The sequence below is a fragment of the Mycobacteroides sp. H001 genome, assembly GCF_001440005.1.
GTDB classification, from domain to species: Bacteria; Actinomycetota; Actinomycetes; order Mycobacteriales; family Mycobacteriaceae; genus Mycobacterium; species Mycobacterium gwanakae.
In genome coordinates, this window is record NZ_LJYH01000024.1 from 56,458 (window position 1) to 77,072 (window position 20,615).

The 20,615-nt window shown below is 63.5% G+C and carries 18 protein-coding genes; 10 read left to right on the forward strand and 8 right to left on the reverse strand.

The window, feature by feature from the left end; genetic code table 11:
- Positions 1-252 precede the first annotated feature (252 nt).
- Both AOT83_RS06755 and car read left to right on the forward strand, forming a co-directional pair.
- Positions 253-1,131, forward strand: a complete 879-nt coding sequence (locus AOT83_RS06755; protein WP_057964579.1) for a haloalkane dehalogenase — start codon at positions 253-255, stop codon at positions 1,129-1,131.
- Between the two features lie 825 nt (positions 1,132-1,956).
- On the forward strand, positions 1,957-5,463 hold the full coding sequence (gene car / locus AOT83_RS06760) for a carboxylic acid reductase (protein WP_057964580.1): 3,507 nt from the start codon (positions 1,957-1,959) through the stop codon (positions 5,461-5,463).
- A gap of 31 nt (positions 5,464-5,494) precedes the next feature.
- On the opposite strand, the gene AOT83_RS28335 is transcribed toward car, so the two are convergent.
- The 3 genes from AOT83_RS28335 to AOT83_RS06770 all read right to left on the reverse strand — a co-directional run bounded on the left by AOT83_RS28335 (position 5,495) and on the right by AOT83_RS06770 (position 7,784).
- Positions 5,495-5,620, reverse strand: a complete 126-nt coding sequence (locus tag AOT83_RS28335; RefSeq protein WP_276203387.1) for a hypothetical protein — start codon at positions 5,618-5,620, stop codon at positions 5,495-5,497.
- Positions 5,621-5,977: 357 nt separating this feature from the next.
- Entirely contained in the window at positions 5,978-7,120 is a 1,143-nt protein-coding gene (locus AOT83_RS06765; protein WP_057964581.1) for a cellulase family glycosylhydrolase, read from the reverse strand.
- A 235-nt stretch (positions 7,121-7,355) separates the two neighbouring features.
- The gene (locus AOT83_RS06770; RefSeq protein ID WP_131726964.1) at positions 7,356-7,784 is read right to left on the reverse strand and encodes a hypothetical protein; all 429 of its coding nucleotides are present in this window, start codon (positions 7,782-7,784) and stop codon (positions 7,356-7,358) included.
- A gap of 151 nt (positions 7,785-7,935) precedes the next feature.
- On the opposite strand from AOT83_RS06770, the gene AOT83_RS28020 reads away from it, so the two are divergent.
- The gene (locus tag AOT83_RS28020) at positions 7,936-8,490 is read left to right on the forward strand and encodes a hypothetical protein (RefSeq protein WP_078353854.1); all 555 of its coding nucleotides are present in this window, start codon (positions 7,936-7,938) and stop codon (positions 8,488-8,490) included.
- A gap of 150 nt (positions 8,491-8,640) precedes the next feature.
- Positions 8,641-8,853, forward strand: coding sequence for a CsbD family protein (locus AOT83_RS06780; RefSeq protein ID WP_030097629.1), 213 nt, complete (start codon positions 8,641-8,643; stop codon positions 8,851-8,853).
- 255 nt (positions 8,854-9,108) lie between these two features.
- Here AOT83_RS06780 and AOT83_RS06785 read toward each other — a convergent pair whose 3' ends face one another.
- Complete coding sequence (locus tag AOT83_RS06785) at positions 9,109-9,720, reverse strand: carbonic anhydrase (protein WP_057964646.1); 612 nt, start codon at positions 9,718-9,720, stop codon at positions 9,109-9,111.
- A gap of 680 nt (positions 9,721-10,400) precedes the next feature.
- Between AOT83_RS06785 and AOT83_RS06790 the strand changes: the two genes are divergently transcribed.
- Positions 10,401-11,489: an MlaD family protein gene (locus AOT83_RS06790; protein ID WP_044105449.1), complete on the forward strand. Its 1,089-nt coding sequence runs from the start codon at positions 10,401-10,403 to the stop codon at positions 11,487-11,489.
- A 20-nt stretch (positions 11,490-11,509) separates the two neighbouring features.
- A complete protein-coding gene (gene mug / locus AOT83_RS06795) occupies positions 11,510-12,058 on the forward strand; it encodes a G/U mismatch-specific DNA glycosylase (RefSeq protein WP_057964583.1) in 549 nt (182 codons plus the stop codon).
- Here the strand turns inward: mug and AOT83_RS06800 are convergent.
- Positions 12,009-12,821: a DUF1906 domain-containing protein gene (locus AOT83_RS06800; RefSeq protein WP_057964584.1), complete on the reverse strand. Its 813-nt coding sequence runs from the start codon at positions 12,819-12,821 to the stop codon at positions 12,009-12,011. The genes mug and AOT83_RS06800 overlap by 50 nt on opposite strands.
- 128 nt (positions 12,822-12,949) lie before the next feature.
- Positions 12,950-14,413 (reverse strand): serine hydrolase domain-containing protein, encoded by a 1,464-nt coding sequence (locus AOT83_RS06805; protein WP_078284734.1) that lies wholly within the window; start codon positions 14,411-14,413, stop codon positions 12,950-12,952.
- A gap of 200 nt (positions 14,414-14,613) precedes the next feature.
- Between AOT83_RS06805 and AOT83_RS06810 the strand changes: the two genes are divergently transcribed.
- A complete protein-coding gene (locus tag AOT83_RS06810) occupies positions 14,614-15,276 on the forward strand; it encodes a TetR/AcrR family transcriptional regulator (protein ID WP_030097623.1) in 663 nt (220 codons plus the stop codon).
- A gap of 42 nt (positions 15,277-15,318) precedes the next feature.
- Positions 15,319-16,299, forward strand: a complete 981-nt coding sequence (locus AOT83_RS06815) for an oxygenase MpaB family protein (protein WP_057964585.1) — start codon at positions 15,319-15,321, stop codon at positions 16,297-16,299.
- 40 nt (positions 16,300-16,339) lie between these two features.
- Here the strand turns inward: AOT83_RS06815 and AOT83_RS06820 are convergent, their stop codons facing one another.
- Positions 16,340-17,368: an amidohydrolase family protein gene (locus tag AOT83_RS06820; RefSeq protein ID WP_057964586.1), complete on the reverse strand. Its 1,029-nt coding sequence runs from the start codon at positions 17,366-17,368 to the stop codon at positions 16,340-16,342.
- A gap of 120 nt (positions 17,369-17,488) precedes the next feature.
- Here AOT83_RS06820 and AOT83_RS06825 point away from each other — a divergent pair, with 120 nt between their 5' ends.
- Positions 17,489-18,748, forward strand: coding sequence for an MFS transporter (locus tag AOT83_RS06825; protein ID WP_057964587.1), 1,260 nt, complete (start codon positions 17,489-17,491; stop codon positions 18,746-18,748).
- Between the two features lie 6 nt (positions 18,749-18,754).
- On the opposite strand, the gene AOT83_RS06830 is transcribed toward AOT83_RS06825, so the two are convergent.
- Complete coding sequence (locus tag AOT83_RS06830) at positions 18,755-19,588, reverse strand: SDR family NAD(P)-dependent oxidoreductase (protein ID WP_057964588.1); 834 nt, start codon at positions 19,586-19,588, stop codon at positions 18,755-18,757.
- A 164-nt stretch (positions 19,589-19,752) separates the two neighbouring features.
- Between AOT83_RS06830 and merB the strand changes: the two genes are divergently transcribed.
- Positions 19,753-20,598: an alkylmercury lyase family protein gene (gene merB, locus AOT83_RS06835; protein ID WP_057964648.1), complete on the forward strand. Its 846-nt coding sequence runs from the start codon at positions 19,753-19,755 to the stop codon at positions 20,596-20,598.
- The last annotated feature ends 17 nt before the right edge of the window (positions 20,599-20,615 follow it).

A 20,615-nucleotide genomic window follows, 5' to 3' on the forward strand; every position in this document is an offset into this window, starting at 1 on the left:
CCACGCTCGACGCAGTTTGCGATGCCGACGCGGCTGACGCCCACGACAGGGCGGTCCCAAACGGATTATGGCGCGAGCGGGAGGTGGTGACCGCAGCACCTCAATCGCAGTCTCCACGTCCGCAGGGGTTTTACGGCTCGACGGGTGACCAACGCCGATCCCCGAGCACCTGCTCGCCGTCAGACCTCAACGCCATCACCGCCCCAACACTCCCACGCCCACTGACCATTCCCAACCACCGGAAGCACTTACATGACCAACCAGCGACCCGCCTGGGTCAAGAAGACCGAAAACGTCCACGGGCTCACGATGTCTTACGTCGAACTTGGTCAAGGCGACCCCATCGTCTTCCTGCACGGCAACCCCACCTCGTCCTACCTGTGGCGCAACATCGCACCCGCGGTCGCCGACCACGGACGCTGCATCGTGCCCGACCTGATCGGCATGGGTGACTCCGACAAACTCCCCGACAGCGGCCCCGATTCCTACCGCTTCATCGAACACCGGCGCTATCTCGACAGACTCCTCGAACAGCTCGGAGTAGACGACAGGGTCGTCTTCGTCGTCCACGATTGGGGATCGGCCCTGGGATTCGACTGGTCCCGGCGGCACCCGGGCGCCGTCCGCGGACTGGCCTACATGGAGGCCATCGTGGCACCGATGAGCGCGGAGGAGTTCCACGCACGCGAGGTCTTCACCGAAGTGCGCTCCCCAGCCGGTGATGACATGGTGCTGCGAGACAACGTCTTCGTCGAGAAGATCTTCCCGCGCAGCATTCAGCGAGACCTCACCGACGAGGAAATGGGCGAATTCCGGCGACCGTTCTTGCGTCCCGGTGAGGATCGCCGCCCCACACTCACCTGGCCCCGCCAGATTCCCCTCGACGGGCAGCCCCACGACGTCACCCAGATCGTCGACGACTACTCAAACTGGCTGTCGGGAAGCCAGATTCCCAAACTCTTCATCAATGCAGAACCCGGTGCCCTGCTGACCGGCCGCATGCGCGAACTGTGCCGAGCATGGCCGAACCAACGGGAAGTGTCCGTCAACGGAATCCACTTCATCCAGGAAGACTCACCCGACCAAATCTCGGTTGCGTTGCAGCTCTGGCTCTCCGAACTTGTGGGATAAAAGGACGGGGTAGACAACGTGAGGCCGACCCGTGCACGGACACGACGGCGGCGCGTCGCCCTGCGTCGTCGTTCCTCGGGCGTCGCTCGCTTGACAAGGCGGGCGCGGCCCCGCCTTGCCGGTCCTCCTGCTTCGTTGACGCGGAGGGAGCATGACGCAGCCACGGCTCCGCGCACTACATGCCGACGGATTGGTACCCGTCGGCGCCCGTCTACTCGAAATAGTTGTTTTGCAGCATCTTTGCAAGCGATAGACCACACACGCGAGCCGCTGGAAGATAGGTCAGCCACACCGACCGCCCAACCAAGAATGGGGAAGCAGCTCACGATGAATAAGGCCGGCACCGCCGCCCACGACCTGTCAATGGCAACGAAACTCGGCACGGCCGTGATGAGCGCAGAAGCGTTGCTCGCCTTGGGATGTGCTCGGCGCCAGCAGGTCCACAGCCCAGGGCGCCGTGCAGCAGGACGGCGCAGGCGCCGTCCATGCAGACCGGTGAAACTTATGCACCCACCACCGCTCACTCAGAACCGGAGACCGCCAGAGCAGTCCCAGATATCACGGGCCCAGCGCCCAGCGCCCATGCCTTCTGAACAGATCGTCTCGGATGGCGAAGCGGCTGCGGTGTCCCCCAGCTACCTGGCCGGGTGCCGAATGCCTGCGGGCTGGTCGCCGGCTGGCGTCCCTCTGGCAGCACCCGCCTAGCGTGGGAGCTATCGCTGAGTATTGTGTTCTGAACCCAGAGTGGCGAAGGTCACCGTCTCGCGGGGAAGCGGCCGGGGTCTGGGTTGCTTGTCCTAAACGGCACACGACGGAAGGCTTTCCATGGCAACGCACAAGAATGCGGGCGGCGTCGACACCAGTTCGGGACGCGCCACATTGCAGACCAACGATGCGCAGCATCGAGACGCCGAGCCGCGTCGCTCGGTCGTCGATGCTGCGCGGACGCCCGGTCTGAGGCTGCCCTCGGTGTTGGAAACCCTGACTGCGGGTTACGCCGACCGTCCCGCGCTGGGGCGGCGCTCGACGACGGTCCTGCCCAATGCCGAAACTGGCCGTGCGGAACGCCGCCTGCTCCCGGAATTCGAGACCGTCACCTATGGCGAACTGTGGGCCGACGTGCAGGCGATCGCGGCGGCGTTTACCGCCGACGACATCCGTGCGGGTGACTTCGTAGCGACCATCGGCTTCGCGAGCGCGGACTACCTGACCGTTGACATCGTCTCCGGCTATCTCGGTCTGGTAGCCATTCCGCTGCAACACAACTCACCCCTGGCGCGGCTAGTCCCGATCCTCGCCGAAGCCCAGCCACGGGTGTTGACGGTGAGCGCCAACTACCTCGACCTTGCCGCAGCGGCAGTCCAACGAACGCCATCGGTACGCAACCTCATCGTGTTCGATTTCGACGCCGAGATCGACGACCACAGGGAGGCGCTGCAACGCGCACGCGTGCGACTGACCGGCGAGGCCGTGACCATCGAGACGCTGACCGACGTGACCGAACGCGGCCGCGCGCTCCCAATACCGCCCGCGTACGACGGTGGCTCCGATGACAGGCTCGCGATGATCCTCTACACCTCGGGAAGCACTGGCGCTCCGAAGGGCGCGATGTGGACCGAGCGCATGGTCACGACGCTGTGGACCACCGAGTTCATCTCCGACACCGACTTGCCCGTCATCAACGTCAACTTCATGCCGCTCAACCACCTCGGTGGTCGCATCCCACTGTCGGCGTCATTCCAGACAGGCGGAACCAGCTACTTCGTCCCCGAGAGTGATCTGTCGACCCTGTTCGAGGATCTGTCGCTCGTCCGCCCGACCCAGCTGGCACTGGTGCCCCGCGTCGTCGACATGCTGTTCCAACGCCACCAGACCCGTGTCGATCGATTGGTCGCCGACGGCCTCGGCCACGCCGAGGCTGACGTCATGGCGAAGACCGAAATCCGCGGAGAGGTGCTCGGCGGCCGCATCCTGGGCGGCTTCACCAGCACCGCACCACTCGCAGCCGACATGAAGGCGTTCGTGGAGTCCACCCTCGACATCCACCTGGTCGACGCGTACGGATTGACCGAACTCGGCGGTGTCATGCGCGACGGCGTCATCGGGCGCCCGCCGGTGATCGACTACAAGCTCGTCGACGTGCCCGAACTGGGCTACTTCACCACCGACCGTCCCCATCCCCGCGGCGAGTTGCTCGTCAAAACGGCGACCGCAACACCCGGGTATTACAAGCGCCCCGAGATCACCGCCGAGGTCTTCGATGCCGACGGCTACTACCGCACCGGCGACGTGATGGCCGAGGTAGCGCCAGACCACCTCGTGTACGTCGACCGGCGCAACAACGTGCTCAAGCTCGCCCAAGGCGAATTCGTCGCAATCGCCAATCTCGAGGCCGTCTTCGCGGGCGCGGCACTGGTGCGGCAGATCTTCGTCTACGGCAACAGCGAACGCTCATCGCTGCTAGCCGTCATCGTGCCCACCGACGACGCGCTGACCCGGTTCGCCGGCGATGGCGACGGTTTGCGATCGGCGCTGCGGGGGGCGTTGCAGAGCACCGCGAGGGCAGCCGAACTGCAACCCTACGAAGTGCCCGCGGACTTCTTCGTCGAGACCGAGCCGTTCACCACCGACAACGGACTGCTCTCCGGCGTGGGAAAGTTGTTGCGTCCCAATCTCAAAGCTCAATACGGCGAACGACTCGAGCAGCTGTACTCCGACATCGCCGAGGCGCGGACCGATGACCTGCGGGCCCTGCGCGAAGCCGCTGCCGATCAACCCGTCGTCGACACCGTCGTACGGGCAGCCCAAGCGCTGCTCGGGCTACCCGGGGCGGCGCCATCACCCGACGTCCACTTCATCGACCTGGGCGGCGATTCGTTGTCGGCGCTCACCTTCTCGAACCTGCTCACGGAAGTGTTCGGCGTCGACGTTCCGGTCGGCGTGATCATCGGGCCCTCGACCGACCTCGCGGCGCTGGCCGCTTACGTCGAGTCCGAGCGATCCTCCGAGGGCAGCAGGCCGACCGCGGTCAACGTGCATGGAGCGGGCGCGACGGAGATCGCTGCCTCCGAACTCACCCTCGACCGCTTCATCGATCAGGCCACGCTGGCAGCAGCGGCCGATCTGCCGACTGTCACTGCCGATCCCACCACCGTGCTACTGACTGGCGCCAACGGGTACCTTGGTCGGTTCCTGACTCTGGAGTGGCTGCAGCGCATGGCCAAGACGGGTGGCCGCTTGGTCGCCTTGGTACGCGGCGACGGCCCGGAAGCGGCGTACCGCAGGCTCGAGAAGGCCTTCGACACCGGCGACGATGCTCTCCTCTCCGAGTTCCGTTCGCTGGCGGCCGATCACCTGGAGGTCCTCCCCGGGGACATCGGCGAACCGAACTTCGGCCTGGACGAGGGCACCTGGACGGGACTGTCGGAACGGGTCGATGCCATCGTGCACCCCGCGGCGCTGGTCAATCACCTCCTGCCCTACGGACAGCTCTTCGGTCCCAACGTTGTCGGCACCGCGGAGGTCATCCGTCTTGCGATCAGCAGTCGGATCAAGCCGGTGACCTATCTGTCGACCGTCGCCGTCGCCATGGGTGTGTCGGAGTTCGTCGAGGACGGCGACATTCGTGAGGTCAGCCCCCGCCGGCCGATCGGTGACGGCTACGCCAACGGGTACGCCAACAGCAAGTGGGCCGGTGAGGTCCTCTTGCGTGAAGCCCACGACCTGTGTGACCTGCCGGTGAGCGTGTTCCGCTCGGACATGATCCTGGCGCACAGTCGATTCGCCGGTCAGCTCAACGTGCCCGACGCTTTCACACGGCTGCTGATCAGCTTGCTGACGACGGGAATAGCGCCGAGCAGCTTCTACGCCGGTGACGAGGCGGGGCAGCGGCCGCGGGCGCACTACGACGGGCTACCCGCCGACTTCGTCGCCGAGGCGATCACCACGATCGGTGCCGACCACCGCGAGGGCTTCACGTCCTACGACGTGATGAACCCCCACGACGACGGGGTGTCGCTCGACGTGATCGTGGACTGGCTCATCGACGACGGCGCTGCGATCAGACGGATCGATGGTCACGCGGAATGGGTGGCACGCTTCGAGGCGGCGCTGCGCGGACTGCCCGAACCTCAACGGTCGAGATCAGCGCTGGCACTCCTCGACGCCTACCGCATTCCGGAGACGCCGCTGCGTGGCGCCATTGCACCGACGGCGGTCTTTCGCGCCGCCGTCCAAGCGATGGAGATCGGTGCCGAGCAGGACATTCCGCACATCGACGCCGCACTCATCGGCAAGTACGTGACCGATTTGCGAGCGCTCGACCTGGTGTGAACCCGTGAGCCGCAGCTGTCCCGTAGGCAGCTCAGCCCGCCAGCCGGTTCGCGCCCGTCAGGGCCGCGCCATCGTCGCCGTTCAATAGCCCACGGGTGGGCCTGTCCCCGCAGAGATGCATTGAGCGGCGGCCCTTGTGCACGAAATGCGCTGTCATGGAACGTATTTTACGGCGACACGCTCGCCGCGCAGTGTGTCACTGTGACGAAACTTGCCGCAGGGCTGCCGTCTTGGCGCTGAGTGCGCCGTCATGCTCGCAGTGCTCCTGGGTCAAGTGGACATGAAAGTGAGAATTGGCGGTGTGGACATCGAGTGAGAACGCCGAGTTTCAGGCAGGTCGAGGGATCGTAAGTGGACATGAAGATTGAGAAGCCACATCGGTTGTAGGGTCGCACTTTCGGCCGCATCCCGGCCGGCATTTTCGATGCCCGAGCGCTGACTGGCCGCCACTGCTGATGGCGTGGCACTCCGATAGGTTGCCTACCGCCTCATGAACAAAGTTGGCAGACATGCTTTACACGCGCGTAGTCAGCTTTCGCAGCGTCTGATACTCGGCGTCGCGATACGGCCGCCCGTCTGGCTGTAGTAGATCGCTGAACCACACGTCCGGGATCTTGGTGTAAGGCTTGTCCCAGGAATCCCACGGGAAGTAGGTCTGGGTCTTGCCTGCCACCAACCCCCAGCTGTACGCACCGACGTTGTGCCGCTTCGCAACTGGGAGCACGCCCTCGACGGTGCTGCCCTGGTCGCGGGCCAGGTACTCGGTGCACAGGATCGGTCGGCCCAGCGGGGCGAGCTCGTTGATGCGGGCCTCGAACTCGGTGGGGCCTGCATACGAGTGGAACGAGATAACGTCGGAGTTGTCGAGTTGGAAACCGGCCATCTCACTACGGCTTCCGCGATCCCAGCTGCCTTGCCACACACCGCTGGTCAACGGCTGCACTGGATTGACCGAACGTGCCCAGCTGAATACCTGCGGAAGCAGCCCACTGACGGCGTCGATCTTGTCTTTGCGCTCCACCTTGCGGTACTGCTTGGCCGGGTTGTCTGGCTCATTCCACATGTCCCAGCCCAGGATCCGGTTGTCATTGCGGAACTGGCTCATGACGCCCACCACGTAATCTTTCAGCGCCCCGCGGTAGCTCGGATCGTCGATGCGGTGCGCCCCCGGGCTCTGTACCCAGCCCGAGTTGTGCACGCCCGGAGTCGGCGCCCGCTGGGCTCCTAGCTGAGGATTTGGATCCCAGCACGAGTCGAAGAAGACGAACAGTGGCTTAATGCTCTGGCGCGCGGCGATCCCGACGAATTGCGAGAGCCGGTTCTGGAACCCGGCGCGGTCCTGGGCCCACAGCAGATCGTGCAAGAACACCCGTACGGTGTTGAACCCCAGTAGCCGGCATGCCCCCAGCTCGCTGTCGATGCGCCGCGCGTCGTAGGTGCCCGGTGCGAACATCTCGAGCTGGTTGATCGCGTTCGAGGTGATGAAGTTGGTGCCGACCAGCCAACCCTGGGCCTGGTACCACGCGTTGGCGCGTTCAACCGGCCATTGGCCTGGCGCGGCCGTCGCCCGCGGGATCACCGAAAGAGGAGCCAGTATCTGGGGGAGAGTCGCTGCTGCCAGCACCAGCGGAATCTTCAGGGCCGTTCGACGGTGCACCCAGTGAACATAGTGGCGCCCAGCAGGTACTCAGGGCTCACGTATCGCATTGCAACCACTGAGGTTTCATATCGTTATCAACTTGAAGCGCCCGGGTTTGGTGGCTACTGCATGAGTCAGTACCGACGCTGGCCGTCATGAAGCAGCGCGATAGATATTGCGCCGCGTTTAGCTGGCTGATTGTGGTCGCCTTTGCACTGTCGTCACCGGGGGTGCGACAACCCTGACGAAATCACTAGGTGCCGGGACCGCCGCCGACGGTGCCGTTCATGTCGGCGGGGCCGCTGGGGACCCCACCCGCGGCACCGTTCACGCCCGCGGGACCGTTGGAGGAACCGCCTGCGGAACCGCCGCCGGGGCCACCGATGGGGGGGACGTTCGAGTTGGCGGAATTGCCAGCGGGACCGCTAGGTGAACCACCGATCGGGCCCGTCACGTCGGAACGGTCAGAGTTTCCGATGGGACCGGTCACGTCCGAACCCCCGGAAGAATCGCTGTCGGGATCGGCCACCTCGGAATTGCCGGGGAGTGCCATCACCGTGGAAAGGACGCCAGCGTGGCTGCCGTGATTGGTGGCGACGGCGCCGCCGAACAAAGCCACGACCCCGCACACCACCAGCGCTCGTCCCAACATCCGGTGGCGGTTTGAAGGCTTACCCGTCATAGCCATAACCCTAGTTTATTCTGTAAACAATTGCTAGCATCGTCGGACATCCGAGGTTGGTTCATAGATGTCTCTTGCCGGCGCACGATCGGCAGGAGTGCAGTACGCGTTTTTCGCGGAAGATCGATCACACACCAAGGGAGAGAAGTAGATGCGCATCAAGAATCTGCATGTCACCGCGTTGCCCGTCGCAGTAGGCGTCATTGCCTCAGTTGCGGTGGGCTGCTCACACAAGACTGGTGACGCGCCTTCGCTCAGTTCGGCTAGCTCGGCCGCTTCGTCGGCGATCTCGTCCATCACCGCTTCGCCCTCCGAAAAGCCCAGCACCACACAGATTCCGGGCAAAAACGGCACGCCTTACACCGTGGAGGGGCCGATCCTGGCCAAGTGGAACACCCTGAACGATGTTCAGAAGAAGGATCTGGGCGCACCGTATGACAATCAGAAGGAGACCCTGGACCGCAGCGGCGTCTACCAGCAGTTTGACGGCGGCGTGCTGATCTACCGCAATGGAGAGCCGGTCTATTTCGTGTGGGGCAAGATCCGAGACACCTGGAACGAAAACCAAGCCTCACAAGGCAAACTCGGCTATCCCACGGCCGATGAGGTGACCGAGTCCGACGGCTCGTTCAAGTCCACCTTCGAGCACGGAACGATCACTTTCAAAGTCGGCGATGCCGATGCGAAAGTCTCACTGACAAACTGAGCAACCAGTAGAAACGTCAGCACGGGCACGGGTCGTCGGTGGCCCTCAAAACGCCGTAGACGACCCGTGCTGCCGACAACAGCGGAGTTGGCCATTCTAAAAGCGAGACGCTTGTCTCGCTGCACGACATCATGAGAAAGGTTGGGAAACATGGGAATTACTGATGACGCCCAGAACAAGTTCGATGATCTTAAGGGCCGCGCTAAGGAAGCCGCCGGGTCCGTCACCAACGACGACGATCTGAAAGCTGAAGGACAGGCCGAGCAGGGGATCGCCTCTGCCAAGCAGAAGATCGCTGACGCTGCCGATAAGGTCAAAGAGGGTGTTGAGGCCGTCAAGGACAAGCTAACCGGAAACGACTAGCCAGGCGCGCTCAACAACCGGCGCCGACGTGGGTCAGTACCGCCTGCGCCACAGAGCGGTCACGGACCGACGGACTGTACCAACGCTTTAATCCGTTGTGCGGCTGACGATTTGACTTCCACCGAGGACAGTAGTGCTGCCGTACTGGAATGCCGGATCGTATGCGTAACGGGCGGTCGATGACGTGCACTTCATCGACCGCCCGTTGGCGTCGAGATGCGCCCGTTGCTCGGATAGGAAGCGCCAGGCTGCTGCCTACTCGATGTCGCCGACGTGGCCGTGCAGGACGATGCGTCCGTCGGCCAGTTTGTAGGTCAGGTACACGATGGCGAGCTTGTTGGCCTTGACCGCATCGGCGACCACCTGCGAGCGCTGAAGCAGTTTGATGCCGGTCTCTTCGACGTGGCGGGCCTCGAACTCGTCGATGCGCGACAGCCCGTCTTTGCGGCCGCCCAGAATTGAGGGCATCACCCGCACCACCAAGTCCCGGATATGCCCGCCGGGCACCTCGCCGCTATCCAGGGCGGCCACCGTGGCCCCCACCGCGCCGCAGGAGTCGTGGCCCAGGATCGCGATCAGCGGCACACCCAGCACTGCCACCGCGTACTCGATCGAGCCCAGGACGGCGGAGTCGATCACCTGACCGGCGGTACGCACGATGAACATATCGCCCAGGCCCTGATCGAAAATGATCTCCGCGGCCACCCGGCTATCCGAACACCCGAACAACAGCACGTCAGGGCTCTGGCCATTGGCCAGTTCAGTACGACGCGCGATGCTCTGACTCGGATGCTGCGGAAAGCCACCCACAAAACGCTCATTGCCCTCTTTGAGTGCCTTCCAGGCGGACTTCGGATCAGCTGTCATATGCGCATTGTGCATTACGGGGGTATCGTATGCAGCGCATGTGAGCGTGGACACATTCTTCACGAACAAACGGTCGCCCTAGCGGCGCTTATGTGTTGCCCCGCATATCGATTCACGGCGGAGACCGGGCGGCCAAACTCCCGTGGATCCACCTTCGGTTCACGGTGTCGATCCAGCTTGCCGAAGGCGTACCGACAACCGCCCACGGACCTCCTCTAAGCGATGGCAAATTCATTGCCTGAACAATCAGCATTGCTTGGATGGGGCGCCCGAAACCAGGCGATTAATGTGGTGACGAGAGTTTGGTGCCTCGCGGAACCGGAGAATGCATCCGTATAGCAAACTCTGGACCGCCCTTCGCGGCCTGTACGCCCGCGCGCCCCTGCCCTCAGCGAGCACCCGGTCCCGATTCGTTCGTTGAACGCGTCGAGTCAAATCTGTCGCCCGGCGCAGGCTCGTGACGAGGCTCATTTGAGGCACCATCATGTAGTGGAAATCACTGGCTTTGACGAGATAGCGAGGGTGTTTGGCCCAATTCCGCTTGATACGGTTGCGCGATGGCATGGGACGCGCATTCCCAGATAAATTCTGGTACGGTTGTGCCCATCCGCTCAACGGCCGCAGGGTCGTCGCGGTGCGCTCGTCCGGTCGTTCAAGCCGCCGCCGCAGCTCTATTGGCAATGACAGTATCGGCCTGTGATCCGCCGACCCTGGAGAGCCTTGACCTGCCGGCGCCGAGCATCGGTTCCGATGCCTATGCGGTGACGGCAAAATTTGCTAACGCTCTGAATCTGCCGGATATGGCAAAGGTACGCCTCAAGGGCGCCGATATCGGCGAGGTCGAATCCATTGAGGCAATCGACGATGTGGCCGTCGTCAAACTTCGGATACTCAGGGGTGTGCGCCTGCCGGTCGGATCCACTGCCCAGCTGCGCAGTGCGACCCCGTTGGGTGACGTGTTCGTAGCCCTCGAACCCCCGATTCAGCCATCTGCGGAACTCCTCAAGGACGGCGACGTTCTCGATTTACAAACCACGTCATCGGCTGCCTCCGTGGAAGGTGTGCTCAGTTCAGCCGCGGTATTGGTCAACGGTGGTGTGGTCCGCAATTTAACCCACCTGGTCAACGGGCTGGGCAAGGCTTCGGCTGACAATGGTCAAACCCTGGGCGACATTGTGGGGCAATCGAATCAGCTGCTGGACACCCTCAATAAGCGTTCGGCACAGATTCAAAACTCATTGGACAAGACGTCCGAACTGGCCGCCTCGATTTCGTCGCGGGAGAAGACGATCAATGATCTGATCGCGGCATCGGGCCCGGGCGTGCAAGCTATCGATGCTAACCAGATCGGCGACCTGGCCAACAAGAGCGGGCAGATCAGCGACCAACTCGCGAAATTCCCGTCGATCCAGGGCACTGACGGCCGCAGCACACTCGCCGACCTCAACTCGATCTCGCGCGGTTTCAACGACATCGCGGTGAGTCCCGACACCAGCCTGGTCGCACTCAACCGGCTGATACCAATGCTCATTAAGGCGAACGCCGGTAGTGCGCAAGCGCATGACGTCAACATCGCCAAGCTGGCATTGGGCAACATCGACGACGCGGGCTACAAGGGGTCCAGCGATTACCACGGACCCAAGCAGGCCGACTGGGCCTACTTTGTCGGTAGCTTCAAGTACACCTTGTATCGGCTTCAGGAGCGCATCGTTGGGCAAGGCCCGAACCCTCCAGCCCCCCAGGATAGTTCGGTACCGCCAGGCCGGTGAGTCATGAGAACCTACATGCTGTGGGTCAGTACTCTCCCGATATTCTCGCGCATGGGCTCGATGTAATTTTCTGTGGAATCAATCCTGCCGCCACGGCAGTGGCCGATGGACACAACTTCTCAAACCGGAGCAACCGTTTCTGGGAAGTGCTTTACCGGGCCGGCTTCACCGACATTCGCCTGCGCCCGGAGAACGAGCGTCAACTGTTGACGTACGGGTGCGGCATCACTGCTGCTGTCAGCCGCGCGACACCGCGGGCCGACGACATCACGGCTAGCGAATTCCGTGCGGGGCGGCCAGATTTCGAGGATAAGATGCGTCGTTTGAACCCGGGGGCGCTGGCATTTCTCGGAAAGCGTGCAGTGGTGTCCATGCTCAAATCCCCGCACATCGCATTCGGACTACAGCCATTCCGCTTCGCGGGGGTGACGACGTGGGTGCTGCCGAATCCCAGCGGTCTCAACCGGCGGTTCGCGCTCGATGCACTCGTCGACGCCTACGCCGAGCTTCGCGTGTCTCTCACTGGTGAAAGTTCCACTGGCCCACATCCTGGGCCAGGGCATCGCTGACGTCGACCTCGAGCCCACCGACTACCGGGCCAGGATTCGATGCGGTGCTCACAATGCGCTGGTAGAGGACCGCACCGGGGAAGACCTGGCCGCGTGACCATGACCGGGTCTGCCAGGCCCACACGTGGCCGGGTGAGCGCGAATTGCCGATCACGCCATCGGCAGCGGCCCACTGACACGGATTGACGCCGCCGTAGATGCCGGTGCGCTGTACGCCGAGCACCGAGTTGATGCCCTTAAACCATTGCAGTGCAACGTTGTTCCAGGTATCGCGGTTGATGTCGTCGTCGACGGAGAAGAAGACCGGCGCGCTCTGGCCGCCGCCGGCGGCAGTGTGCAGCTGCCAGGCGGTGCGAGCGTCCTCGACGCCACCGGCGAATCCTCGTGTGAAGTCCGATGGCGCTGTCCCGCCGGGCTTTCCGTATTGGAAATTGCTTACGATGACCAGCCCGGCCGCGGTGAGCGCCTGGGCATACGGCCGGGTGATCGGCTTGGCGCCCATGGACGAACCGGGGCGTGAGGTGGAGACGTAGTTGATCACTCCCGAGTGTCCCGCGGCCTTGATGTCCTCTGCCGGAATCTGGCGCATGGCGAAGTCGATCAACGTGGGCGCGGCGGCGGACGCCGTCGGTGCGCTGGCAGCGGCCGATGCCGCACCGAGCCCGGCCAATGCGGACAGGGCTGTGGCGTAGCGCAGTGCGTCACGTCGCGTCACCGATCGTGAAGAGCGCAGAGGGTCGTTGGTCCCCGACGAATCGTGCATCGCAGGAAGTTAACAATGTGACTGTTGTTAAAGAAGTTGCCTCGCCGAGACGTCCGATAACGTTCTGGCATCAGGGTGAAGAATCTCGTGATCGGCAGGGGCGCAGTGGTTCTCGTCCACCGGGCCGGTTAATTGCTGTAGAGATGCAGAACCCGGGCTGCCGTGGTGGCGATATCGCCGCTCAGCCCCACAATGGGTGGACCGCCGCGCTGATGGATAACGTTCGCCAGGACCACTACATACGTGTCCGACGCTGCGTCGATCCACACCGTCACCCCGGTGAAGCCTGAGTGGCCGACGCTGCCGATGGGAAAGAGCATTCCACGCGGCTTGGACAGTTCCGTATCGATATCCCAGCCGAAACCGCGCAGGCTCTGTGCCGCTATGGCCGGATAGTGCGGTGCAAGTAGGGGATCGGTGGTGTTCGGACTCTTCTGGATTGCCTGGCGGCTGGCGTTGTTGGCCGCTTGGAGTTGTGCGGTGGTGTGGCCTGGCTGCTGCGGTGTCGTCATCAGTTCCAGGGTGGATTGCTTCAGCGGGAACAGGCTCGGTCGTCCGGCGAGCCGATCGAGAAGTGCCTGGGAGTACCGGCCGACGTCATCGGCCGTCGAGAACACACCCGCACTGCCGACCGCGCCGCCCATCCGGCGCGCGGTGGGGTCGTGCACGGTCCCGCGAAGCAGATTGTCGTAGTTGGGATTGATAGCCGGGGCGTCCTCGTCGCGTGCCGTCGGTGCGATGCGTGTCAACAGATCGGTGTTCCAGGTGCCCACCGGACAGGGAACGTTCGCGGTCATCAATTTGTCGAAAGAAACTGCTGTACCGATGGTTTGGTGCGGTCCACATGCCTTGGCCGGGGGTAGGTAACGCGTGTCGGACATGCCCAGCGGCGCAAAAACGTTGTCCTGCACGTAGACATCCAGAGACTCGCCGGTGAGCTTCTCGATGAGCACGCCGAGGATGATGAAGTTGATATCGGAGTAGTGGAATGTCTTACCGGGGTCCAATGCCAACGGGGCGGTGAGTGCCCGATGTACACCGTCCGCCTTGTCCGCCTCCGTCACTCCCCAAGGCCCCTGATGGCTCAGGTCGCCTCCGATGCCCGAGGTATGCGTCAACAGCATGCGAAGTGTGACCTGTGCCCGTCGCGGGTCGTTGTCGGGGTTGAAATCCGGCAGGTATGTCTGTACGGGTTCGTCGATCCGAACCAGGCTCTTTTCGTACAGCTGAAGAAGGGCCACACTCGTCGCGAGCGGTTTGGTCAGCGACGCCAGGTCGAAAATCGTGTCGTCGGTCATCGGTTCGGCCGGTGCGGGCGACCCGTCCAGTCCCGGTTCATCGGGGAGTTTGCGCCACCCGAAGGCCTGCCGGAACACGACCGTGCCGGCGTGCCCGATCTGCACCACCGCGCCCGGTAGCCGAGGCTCCGCAACCGCATCGTTCATGAGGCGGATGACGGGCGCGAAAGGACCTTGGGGCTCCACGCTCGGCGCGGGGGCGGTCGGGTTTGTCGCGTGCCCGCAAGAAGGCACGCCCGCGAGGGCAAGGAGTACTGCGGCGACGGCACAGACCCGAGCACCCGGCAGCTTCACCGGACCAACGGTAGAGGCTCGGATACGGGTTGGTGCATCCCCTGGGCGATGCGGTGTGGAAGCAGATTGCCTGGTTGGACCAGCTGCAGCTCACGAGCGTCCTTGGGGTTTGTGGGCTACGCCGCTTGGCTTCCTGGCCCGCAGTGGGTATGGTGACCATCGGTCGTTCAGCGACCGCCGGTCGCTGAAAGGAGGGACTCATGGCAGTCGAGTTGGCACCGAAGCTGTCGCGCCGACAGGTCAGCGCCGAGGGAACGCGGCGTGCGCTGCTGGACAGCGCCAAAGAGTGCTTCGCGACAGTCGGATACGACGCGACCAGTGTCGCGACGTTGACCGCACATGCCGGGGTGAGCAAGGGCGGCTTCTATCGGCATTTCCCGGACAAGAAGGCCGTGTTTGAGGCGGTGTTCAGCGAACGGCTGGTCGTCGCGGCAGCGGGAATCGAAGCAGCGAATACCCGGATGCGGGATCGGCCAGTGGGAGCCGGATTGCCCATCGCGGGCCGGGCTGCGACGGAGTTCGTAGGCCTCTCACTGAGCGATCCCATACATCGCGAGCTGCTGCGTCAGGCACCCCAGGCGCTGGGCCCGGACCGTTACCAGCAGATCGATGACCAGTACGTGTTGCCGGCGCTCGTCGCGCTGTTGACGCACATGGTCCAGCGGGGCGAGCTGATCTCAGCCATGCCCGTGGTCACGACCGCGCAATTGCTTTTACGGGTGCTGTGTTCGGGCAACACGCTGATCTGCCAAGCGGAGGACCCTCACGACGTGTTCGGCGAGGTCCTCACGGTGCTCGGTGTCTTTTTCAACGGGATGACAACACCGGGCCTGCCGGTACCCCAACCTCGCCAATCGCGCTGAAATCGCACTGCCCGTCAGGGAATACAGGAAAGAGGCCCAGGGATGGATCTTCTCGTCGACGCATTAGGTAAATCGGGCCGCCGTGCCTTGCAGATCGCCAACGGGCCGCGTCGCAACGCGGGCTACTTCGGCCCGGAATCGGTGAGTTGGAAAGTGTGGGGACATCCCGTCATCTCGCTCGCGGGCATCCGGGGCTCCATCGTCGCCGTGTTCGATCCGGCCGGCGCCGCCGGAGTCGATCAACACTCCACCTATGCCGCGGATCCTCTTGGCCGAGTCCGGCGTTCCAAAATGTTCTTCACCCAAGCGGTCTTCGGCGACACCGAGGCCGCGGAGAAGATTGGCCAGTGGCTGTTCAAGCGGCACAGTGCGGTCAATGGTGTGGTGCCCGATACCCAACAGCCCTATGTCGCGAATGTCCCTGAGACGCTGCTGTTCGTCTATGTGACCGGTTGGCATGGGCTGCTCGAGTGCTACCAGCGCTTCTGCCCGCCCGGGCAACAGCTGACCGACGAGGAGATCCGCCGGTTCTACCGGGAAAGCCTCATCACGGCCGACCTGCTGGGCATCCCGCCGCGCTACGTGCCCGCCACCCCGGAAGATGTCGCCGACTACCTCGCCGTCGACGCCAAGAAGATCATCAGGCCCACCGCTGAAATGCGCAAGCTCGTTTCGTTCTTCCTGAAACCCCCAGCCGCACCAGCCTTTCCGCTCCTACCCATCAACCCGTTCCTGCGGATGGCCGCCCACGCGGCGGTTTCGACCTTGCCGGATGAATGGTTGGAACTTATTGGGGTGCAACGTCATCAGCGCTTATGGGCCGCCAACAATGCGGTCGTGCACCGGGCACTCACCATGGCCCATCGGCACCAGGTCATCGATGACTTCCTCCCTATAGCCGGACCAGAAGCATGGGGCTACCGGCATAACGCCCGCAGACACCCTTCCTTGACGCGACCCGTGGCCTATCCCTTCAAGCAAGGTGACAGCATGCAGATGCGCAGCACACCGGCGATGTCGTAGACAACGTCCGGATGACCTCGTTGGTGCTTCACGACGAAGTTCACCGCGAAGCCATCAAATGCGCGACGCCACGCATCACGGTGCGACGCGCCAGGTTCCGTGCGTTGTCCGCGAGCGACCGCGTCGGGGGAGTAGGTGCCGTGCCGAGACGGGGAAAGAGCCTCAGGGCATTGGCATGGTCGATCGCGGCGCGAGCCGAATTGTCCAGAGGGTAGTTCTCCAGACCGGCGGCGAACAGCTGTGAGGCTGCCAGCGGCGCGAACGGCCAGTCCGATCCGAACAAGACGTGACCGGGTTTGGCGAATGCCAGCAACGAGGGCAGTGCGGCAGGGCTGGAGGACAGTGCGGTATCGAAGTAGAAGCTTGCGAAGTCGTCCAGATTGTCCGCGGGGCTGGCCCCCGTGTCGCTGGTGATGGCGACGGCCATGCGGTGGCTGGCGTACGGCACGAAGCCACCCGCGTGGCTGAGGATGAACTTGATGTTCGGGTACTTGCGGCGGATTCCGTTGCGGACCAAAAGGTATGCGGCACGGGTGGTATCGAGAAGGAAGTCGGCGGCAAAGGGCAACACCCCGGTTATGGCCGGTCCGGGCAGATCGGCGGGATGGATGAAGACCACCGCTGAGCGGGCGTCCAGAGCGGCGAACAGATCGTCCTGCCCGTCCTGGCCGAGGTAGACGCCGTCGTTGTTGGCCAGCAGGATCACGCCATCTGCGCGTAAGACATCCAGTGCACGAACGGTTTCGGCGATAGACGCATCGATATGGGGCATCGGGACGGTGGCGAAGAAGCCGAACCGATTCGGACGTCCGTCGACGACGGACGCGGTGTAGTCGTTCAGGTCGCGGGCCAGCGCCGCGGCATCAGAGGCGGAGGACAAGAAGGTAGTGCCCGGTGTCGACACCGACAGGATTGCAGTGGCGATGTCCAGGGCATCCATGGTCTCCAGGGATGCCTCGGGGCTCCAGTCCGGTAGCGCCCGCCCGCCGGCCTCATCGATTCCGGCGGTTTGTAGGACCTTGCGATACAGGGCCGGGATGCAGTGATGGTGGGTGTCGATGCGTGCCATGAGTATCCGCCTCAGTTGTCGGTTTCAGGGTGCCGCAACGATTGTGCCCCGATCTCGTGCCCAGCGGCCCTAGCGCGTGAGCACCTACAGTGGTTGTTCGAAGAACATCGAGAGGACCGTATGTCTACGGAAACGCCTGCTACACGCCTTGAGGCGGATGTCCGGGTTGTGCAGCCGCGCGCCTTCCTGCCGGTCTTTCTGCTGGCCTACTTCGCCTCCGCGGTCGCGCTGCTCGCCGCCGGTGCGGTGAGCATCCCGCTGCGGCTGGCCGAGCTTGACCCGGCGCACAAGACGCAGGTGCTGTCGCTGACGATGGCTCTCGGTGGCATTGCGATCATCGTGGTGACGCCCCCCTTAGGCCATCTCAGTGACACCTCGATCTCGCGGTTCGGTATTCGCAGGCCGTTCCTGGTAGGCGGCACCCTTGTCGGTGCGGTGGGTTTGACGACTTTGGCCACGGCACCGACGGTCGGTGGAGTAGTCGCGGGTTGGTGCATCACCCAGATTGGTTTCGCCGCGACTCTGGTGGTCTTTAATGCGTTGTTGGCAGATCAGATATCGGTCGCGATCCGGGCACGTGTGGCGGCGGTGTTTGGCATCTCGACCAGCCTTGCGCCTGTGGTCGGCAGCGTGTTCATCAACGTCCTACCGAACGATCCGCGCTGGTGGTTCGGACTCCCGGCGGTGCTGGCGCTGATGTTCAATGGCGCCGCCGCACTAATTCTGCGTGACACCGTCCGCACGCAGCGGGTCCCCCGAAGTTGGCAAGCGATCCTCGCGAGCTATTGGATAAATCCAAGGAAACACCAGGATTTCGCGTGGGCATGGATCTGCCGCCTTTTCGTCACGATGTCGGTGCTGTTGGTGACGGTCTACATGCTGTACATCGTGGCGGGCACCTTGGGATTGTCGGAGCATGAGGCAGCCGCCAAGTACGGCATCATCATCGGTGCCTTCCTGATCACCAATACGATCACCGCAGCGATATCGGCGTGGTGGTCAGATCGCACCGGTCGGCGCAAGGGCATCGTCTGGACCTCATGCCTGATCACTGCGGTCGGCCTGGTGATCTTACTGCTGTTCAAAGACTTTCATTCGCTGTTGCTCGGCGCGGCTGTGATCGGAGCAGGGCAGGGCGCCTACGCCGCCGTGGATTTGGCACTGATGACGGAGGTGCTCCCCGAGACGGAGTCGTCGGGGAAAGACCTTGGCGTGGTGGCTATGGCGTACCTGTTGCCGCAGTTGCTTGTGCCCATGTTGGCAACAGCGCTATTCGGGCTACATCACACTCAAGGGGACTTCAGCATCCTGTATCTGGCGTCCATGGTGCTGTCGGTCCTCGGCGCGCTGGCAGTGCTTCCGATCAAATCCGTACGGTAACCGGACCTATGTGATCGACGCGATGGTGGTGTCCGCTGCTGCCGGTGAGAACAAGTCGATCGCCGGTAGCAATGCGCGCAGCACGGCGGCGTTGACCTCCACCGGCTGGTGAGTCACGGCGCGCATGATCCAGCGACCGGCTTCCGGTGCGGACAGTGCTACGGCGGCCTCGTATTCAGCTGTGGGTGCGATCATTTCGGTGCGCACCAGTGGGAAGTACACATTGGTCGCGCGGACACCGGGGTGTGGCTGTTCGGCGTTCAGGGTGCGGCCGAAGATCGCCAGTGCGCTCTTGGACGCCGCATAGGCGGAGAAGCGCGGAAAAGTGTTGGCGTGCAGGGCCCACGTGCAGACATTGACGATTTGGCCGCGGCCCCGCTCGATCATTCCGGGCAGTAAACCCAGGCTCAGCTGCACGGGCGCGAAGTAGTTCAGCGCCATGGTCCGCTGGTAGTCGTGCAGCCGGTCGGTCGCGTCGATGATGCGACGGCGGATGGAGCGACCGGCGTTGTTCACCAACACATCCACGCGCTGATCGCAGAGGTCCTCCAGCAGCCGGGTGATCTCCGCCTCGTCGTTCAGATCGCAGGTGCGCCACTCGCAACCGGTTTCCTCCGCGAGAGCCTTCAGCTCATCGGCCCGCCGGGCCACACCGATCACGCGAGCTCCCCGGGCGCGTAGTTGGATGACGGCCTGTCGGCCGATTCCGGCCGACGCACCCGTAACGACCACCGTCAGTTGGCTGACGTCACGTCCCGGGCCTGCCAGCAGTGAATCGATCGGCGCAGGCAGCAGGGTGCGGCGCTGAGCAAGGTTTTGGACGGTGCGGCGTACGGACACGGAATCCCCTTCACATCGGTGGCGGCCATTACCGATATGACCACACGGTCATATTACCGGGCCCCGCAGGCGCCGCCTGGACGGGGGTTGTTGCGCATTGAGGACGCCCAACGGCATGTGTACAGTGATCGGAAAGTGAGCAGTGATCACTAGTGGAGGCGTCGATGGCGATATTGACCGATGAGGCGCGTGCGCTCCGAGGGCGCATCATGGCGCAGATGCTGACCGACGGAACCGTGCCGACGGTTGCGCAACTACGCAGCGAATTCGCGCTGTCGGACGGGGAGGTCGCTCTGCTCCTGCGTGCCCTGGAGGGCGCGATCTGTGTTGCCCGCCAGGACCAGGAGCATGCGGACAGCGAGACTTTCCAAGACGAAGTGCTCAGTGCCCCGCAGCCGCCGCTGGGCGAGCTGGTCTACGCGCGCCCGTTTGCGACCTTCGCGAACCACTACGCGATTACCGTTGATGGTCAGCAGAAGTGGTTCGCGGAATGTGCTGTCGAGGCGTGCGCGATATCCGGGCAGTTCCCCGGTGCGGAGGTGATCGTGGACTCTGTGTGCCGGCAGACCAAGCAGCCGGTGCGCCTCGTCGGGCGGGACGGCCTGCTGGTCGACTACTCACCCAAGACACTGCGGGTACACCTCGGATATCCGGTTCGTGAGATGCCCCATCGGGTCGTCGGCTGGTGCGATTACAACAGCTTCTTTGCATCGGAAGACGCCGTGAATCAGTGGAGAGCAGAGCATCCCGGGATCGCCGGAGTTACTCGATCGCCCGCCGAGATGGCGCGCCTGATTTCCGGTTCGATCGCGCGAGGGCGACACGACTACTCCTATCAACCCAGTCTGCCGCTGCTGACGATGGCACGACAAATGCGGCAGATGGGCCTCACCCGGGCCACGCGGCTCGGATTCCATGTGCCCGATCCATTTTGGCTGCCGACGCCAAAAATGCTGTCGAGCTGGCGAAGGAACGGCCTGGGCAACTTCATCCGGCTGCGATTTCACTGAATGCGCCGAGGGAACAC

Coding starts and splice junctions, on each gene's coding strand:
- AOT83_RS06755 (WP_057964579.1), top strand. CDS start 253: ATGACCAACCAGCGACCCGCCTGGGTCAAGAAGACCGAAAACGTCCAC.
- car (WP_057964580.1), top strand. CDS start 1,957: ATGGCAACGCACAAGAATGCGGGCGGCGTCGACACCAGTTCGGGACGC.
- AOT83_RS28335 (WP_276203387.1), bottom strand. CDS start 5,620: ATGACAGCGCATTTCGTGCACAAGGGCCGCCGCTCAATGCATCTCTGC.
- AOT83_RS06770 (WP_131726964.1), bottom strand. CDS start 7,784: ATGACGGGTAAGCCTTCAAACCGCCACCGGATGTTGGGACGAGCGCTG.
- AOT83_RS28020 (WP_078353854.1), top strand. CDS start 7,936: ATGCGCATCAAGAATCTGCATGTCACCGCGTTGCCCGTCGCAGTAGGC.
- AOT83_RS06780 (WP_030097629.1), top strand. CDS start 8,641: ATGGGAATTACTGATGACGCCCAGAACAAGTTCGATGATCTTAAGGGC.
- AOT83_RS06785 (WP_057964646.1), bottom strand. CDS start 9,720: ATGACAGCTGATCCGAAGTCCGCCTGGAAGGCACTCAAAGAGGGCAAT.
- AOT83_RS06790 (WP_044105449.1), top strand. CDS start 10,401: ATGACAGTATCGGCCTGTGATCCGCCGACCCTGGAGAGCCTTGACCTG.
- AOT83_RS06800 (WP_057964584.1), bottom strand. CDS start 12,821: ATGCACGATTCGTCGGGGACCAACGACCCTCTGCGCTCTTCACGATCG.
- AOT83_RS06810 (WP_030097623.1), top strand. CDS start 14,614: ATGGCAGTCGAGTTGGCACCGAAGCTGTCGCGCCGACAGGTCAGCGCC.
- AOT83_RS06815 (WP_057964585.1), top strand. CDS start 15,319: ATGGATCTTCTCGTCGACGCATTAGGTAAATCGGGCCGCCGTGCCTTG.
- AOT83_RS06820 (WP_057964586.1), bottom strand. CDS start 17,368: ATGGCACGCATCGACACCCACCATCACTGCATCCCGGCCCTGTATCGC.
- AOT83_RS06825 (WP_057964587.1), top strand. CDS start 17,489: ATGTCTACGGAAACGCCTGCTACACGCCTTGAGGCGGATGTCCGGGTT.
- merB (WP_057964648.1), top strand. CDS start 19,753: ATGGCGATATTGACCGATGAGGCGCGTGCGCTCCGAGGGCGCATCATG.